At 38.6% G+C, this 4,155-nt stretch carries 5 protein-coding genes and 3 pseudogenes; 4 read left to right on the forward strand and 4 right to left on the reverse strand.

The window, feature by feature from the left end:
- Positions 1–698, forward strand: a 698-nt coding sequence (locus ACWATR_RS38800) for a hypothetical protein (protein WP_460345362.1), incomplete at its 5' end; no start/stop codon positions are given.
- A 204-nt stretch (positions 699–902) separates the two neighbouring features.
- Positions 903–1,238: pseudogene (locus tag ACWATR_RS38805) on the forward strand (transposase); the annotation flags it as partial.
- A 25-nt stretch (positions 1,239–1,263) separates the two neighbouring features.
- On the opposite strand, the gene ACWATR_RS38810 reads toward ACWATR_RS38805, so the two are convergent.
- The 4 genes and pseudogenes from ACWATR_RS38810 to ACWATR_RS38825 all read right to left on the reverse strand — a co-directional run.
- Complete coding sequence (locus ACWATR_RS38810; protein WP_460345365.1) at positions 1,264–1,572, reverse strand: hypothetical protein; 309 nt, start codon at positions 1,570–1,572, stop codon at positions 1,264–1,266.
- Between the two features lie 211 nt (positions 1,573–1,783).
- Entirely contained in the window at positions 1,784–2,014 is a 231-nt protein-coding gene (locus tag ACWATR_RS38815; RefSeq protein WP_460345368.1) for a bluetail domain-containing putative surface protein, read from the reverse strand.
- A gap of 92 nt (positions 2,015–2,106) precedes the next feature.
- A complete protein-coding gene (locus ACWATR_RS38820) occupies positions 2,107–2,328 on the reverse strand; it encodes a hypothetical protein (RefSeq protein ID WP_460345371.1) in 222 nt (73 codons plus the stop codon).
- Between the two features lie 136 nt (positions 2,329–2,464).
- Positions 2,465–2,729: pseudogene (locus ACWATR_RS38825) on the reverse strand (IS4 family transposase); the annotation flags it as partial.
- A gap of 127 nt (positions 2,730–2,856) precedes the next feature.
- Here ACWATR_RS38825 and ACWATR_RS38830 point away from each other — a divergent pair.
- Positions 2,857–3,090 (forward strand): annotated as a pseudogene (locus ACWATR_RS38830) (hypothetical protein); the annotation flags it as partial.
- A 306-nt stretch (positions 3,091–3,396) separates the two neighbouring features.
- A partial coding sequence (locus tag ACWATR_RS38835) for a hypothetical protein (protein ID WP_460345374.1) occupies positions 3,397–4,155 on the forward strand: 759 nt, incomplete at its 3' end.

Here is a 4,155-nt window from a genome sequence, read left to right on the forward strand (position 1 = left end):
TAAGTAGTTTTTTGTCTTTACTATTCATAGGAAAAATAACTACAAGTCTAAACAATCAAACTAATAAGTTAAATGAGAAATATAAGCTATATGAAAATAAACTTTCGCTAGTTGACTCCCAGATTAATTTGGCAAAACTTCAAAATATATATTTTTTAAAAAAGGAACGATCGATACCGGAGAAAATTAGAGACCAGCAAATGCTTAAAATAGAAAATACCCAAAACAACATTTGTAGTCAAGAACTTAAACAGGCTTACTTATATAATGTTGCTTCTGAAGAATATCTAAATTTAGGTCTTTTTAAGCAATCAGAACTAGAAATACAAAATAGTGAATTTATTTTTAAGAGGTTAGAAATAAATGATCAAAATACTTTTAATTCTCCTCAAGGATTAAAAGTATTTTCTCTAACTTATAAAATTAAGGGGATGTTGTTAGAAAAACAACAAAAAAAAAGCGAGGCAATACAATCTTATTCTTCAGCAATTGATATTCATAAAACTGATCCTGATAACACTAGCGTTAGCATAGATAGTGATTTATTGACAGCCAAAGATATTCGATATATTCATGAGCGGTTAGCTATACTCAAAGCTGCTTCCGGGCAAAATGCTATCCCAAAAGAAGACGGAAGGATATCTAAAAAATCTATTGAACAACCTCCTCGTGACTTCTGTCTGAACGTATCTAATTAATAGTATTTGTGTAACAAATAAGTTCTTATTTTGAGGATCAAGTTGAAGATTTTTTTGAAACTCATCTGAGTAAAGTGTTCAGACAACGGATGACTGTGTTGTAGCGAAACTTATTAGAGCTGATTCGTAAAGAAAATTTAAAGAGAACAGAGCCTCGGCTTATTTAGACCATAGGCTAAATTAATAACATTGATGTTGTTGTGCATGAACCGTCTACCAACGATTGAAAACCAAGAGCGCAAACCTTATCCAAGTGATTTAAGCGATGCCGAATGGTTAATCCTTCAGCCGCTTCTACCAAAACCTAAAGGATTTGGGCATCCTGTAGAAGTAGATTTACGAGAAATTCTTAATGCCATTTTCTACGTGCAAAGAAGCGGATGTCAGTGGGAAATGTTACCTCATGACCTGCCACCGTACACAACAGTGTATGGCTACTTTCAAAAATGGCAACGTAAAGGTATTTGGCAGCAGATTCACGATCAAGTGCGCCATCAACTACGACAAGACGTAGGAAGACACGAACATTCTACCGTTGCGTAGGCGTAGCCCGTCGTAGACATCACTAACCATCCCACTTCACCAACACCCCATCCACAATCGCAACACCCCACTGAGAATATTTCATCAGCAATTTCTTAATCACAATCTGCAAAGCCGGGTCATCATTCCAGCATTGTTGGAGGAAGTCAAAACCAGGATTTTGCCCCGAATTCGCCGCTCGATTCAGTTTTTCTCTTCTTACAGGTCGCATATTTGACCTCGCAACAATCGCCTCATGTGACCATTTTGCAGTTTGTGACACGGACACAGCGGAATCTTCACCCTCATCAACTGCTTTGACTTCTACACCCGAAACTGAATTTTCAGTCATCAACTCAGCAGAGGGACAACTCGGTTCTATTTTCTGATCTGCGATCGCAGAAGTTAAAGATTTTTCAACTTCAGCAGGCGGCGCGGCGGAACAAGTGTTTTCTCTGTGAAACGCTGCGTAGAACAGGACAGTCTCTCACTTCCTCACCATAGTACTGATTTTCAGCCAATAACAAAGCAAATCCGCCATAGCCTACCCAAAGTAACTCAAGTTAGACAATGGCTAAATTAGTTAAGTCACCTTTGTAGCCACTAATCTCAATCACGGCATCAGTGAGGGCAGAAAATCCATTAATATTGTCATTCAGTGCCAGAAAAGTCCGCTCATTATTGCCTGTACCGAGAGTAAAAGTTGCTGCAACATTAGCCACAAAAGCAGTTGCAGTTAATACCTGTCGTACATCTGACAAATTCAGACTTGCAACAGTGCCAAGTTCAACCAAATTATCGCCTGAAAATGCATTTAGACCATCAATTTTATCTTCACCGATCTTGAGGTCAGTAATTCTATCGAAGCTAGACAGTAGTGAATCACTCAGGCTGTTAAATAAAATTTATCAGCGCCATGACTGCCTGTAAGAATATCAGCACCAGCGCCACCGTTGAGGATGTCATCACCGTTACCACCAACTAGAAAGTCATTCCCAGCTAATCCTAAAAGTTGATCGTTGCCGTTTTTGCCAGAAATTTGATCGCTCCCAGCCGCACCAGTGAATATCCCTATTCTGTCACTCTCGGAAAACAATAATCCAAGCAAGAGTCTGAAACTTTGATTGAGCTAAGGTTTGAACCTTTATTTTCTAACAGTAACTAAAATTTATAGCCAAAATCTGAAAACTAAAGCTGCGAAAGCCTTACAGGGATTAGCTTCCCCCAGATTGACAAAACAGGGTTAAAAACTGCTGCAACATAGGAAAATAGAAGGTCTCGGCAGTGATTTTGGGATTATGGACAAAGTAGTTTAAGCGCTCCATGTGGCTGCGGGCTGTGCAGTCCCGATGACTCAGATAGGGCAACCAGTGGCTCAGACAGGCGCTTTGAGCTTGCAACATGGCGGCGACATTCTCACAAAATACTTGCAGATGTCGTTGGTCTTGGGGACAAATCCATTGACTTAGAAGAGACAAGCAGTTGACGATGAAGATGGGGGACTGACATAGGTAGTTTTTGTGTGGAAACTTGAGCATCCCATATCTTCCCCCTCTCTGTCACCCTTGTCTCAGTAAAATTCCCCCTATATCAAGCCTTCAGGACTTTTCTGCACCACTAAGCTGTTGCAGAATAAGATGTGGTGCTGTGCGTTGGAGATACAACTTTTCTTGATTATGGCAGTATTAAGGCTAAAAAAGAAGGTTACGTCCCAATAGGGAAAGGAGGGAACGGTCTTATATTGCACAGTGCCTTAGCTATAGAACCCATGAATGGTCAATCCATAGGTCTGTTGTGGCAGAAACTGTGGAATCGAGGGTCAAAACAGAAACCACCATTAGATGAAACCCCAGCCCAGAAGAAAAAACGTGATAATTTTTCTAAAATCTGCATAAATAGCTAAAAATCAGCAGATAAGACATCAGTAAGAGTATCAAACTAAAAGCTCTAATAAAGGAGAAACTGATTGGAATGTCTTTTTCTGTGTTGTCAAAATACCTCTTAAATAAGTACATACTTATTTAAAATAGGGTTAATAGTCGCAACACATTCAAAAATGTAATTCTAACCCCGTTACAAAAATGTGGTTTATTTGGTAATAGATATAAAACACCATCCAAAATGATGCAACTCAGCTTGTCCATAATCACAGCAAATTAATTTCCAATACTTACGCATGATGAGAAATTTTCATAAAACATTTGTAGTAGTTGCGATTATTGCCACTTTTGCAAGTGGCTGTAGGTCTACAGATGAGTATAAAAAATTTGCCGAGGCAGGAAACAGTTTTGCTGAAGCTACTAATTCTCTATTAGAAGATGCTGAAAAAATTACAATCAATACAACATCTGAGAGACTACTAAGTGATAGAAGAACAAGCGGCGAATTTCAGCCTAGTGATGAAGCCGCTAAAAAGTTCGTTGCTCGTTACACTGAATTATCAGAAGGAGATACAAAAAGGCTTGAACTTATCAAAGAACTTCGTAGGCATAACCAATTTTTGCAAGCTTACTTTAATAAACTTATAGAGCTAACTGGTTCTGACTCTCCTGAGAGAAGTAAAGCCGCAGTTGAGAGTATAGCCAACAATTTACAAAGTAGTGGTAGCAAACTTGTAAGCCGAAGTTCCATCAAAATTGATAGGCTACCATCGGTAACTAAGATAGTTCTTGACGCTCGGATTCGTGGCGCACTAAGAGAAGAATTAGAAAAGCGTAAGTTCACTATCTATCAAGAAATAACTTTCCAAGAAAAAGTATTAAAACAAATCAGTGAGTCAGTGGAAAAAGATATAACAGAACTACGAAAATTACAAGAATATCGCTTAGTCTTAAAACCCCTGACTCAGTTAGAAAACGTTAATGACGATACATGGATAGCAACAAGATATCAGGTTCTAACACGGGAGGCTGAAGTGGTAACAAAAATCAACGAT

Source organism: Nostoc sp. UIC 10890, from assembly GCF_054786515.1.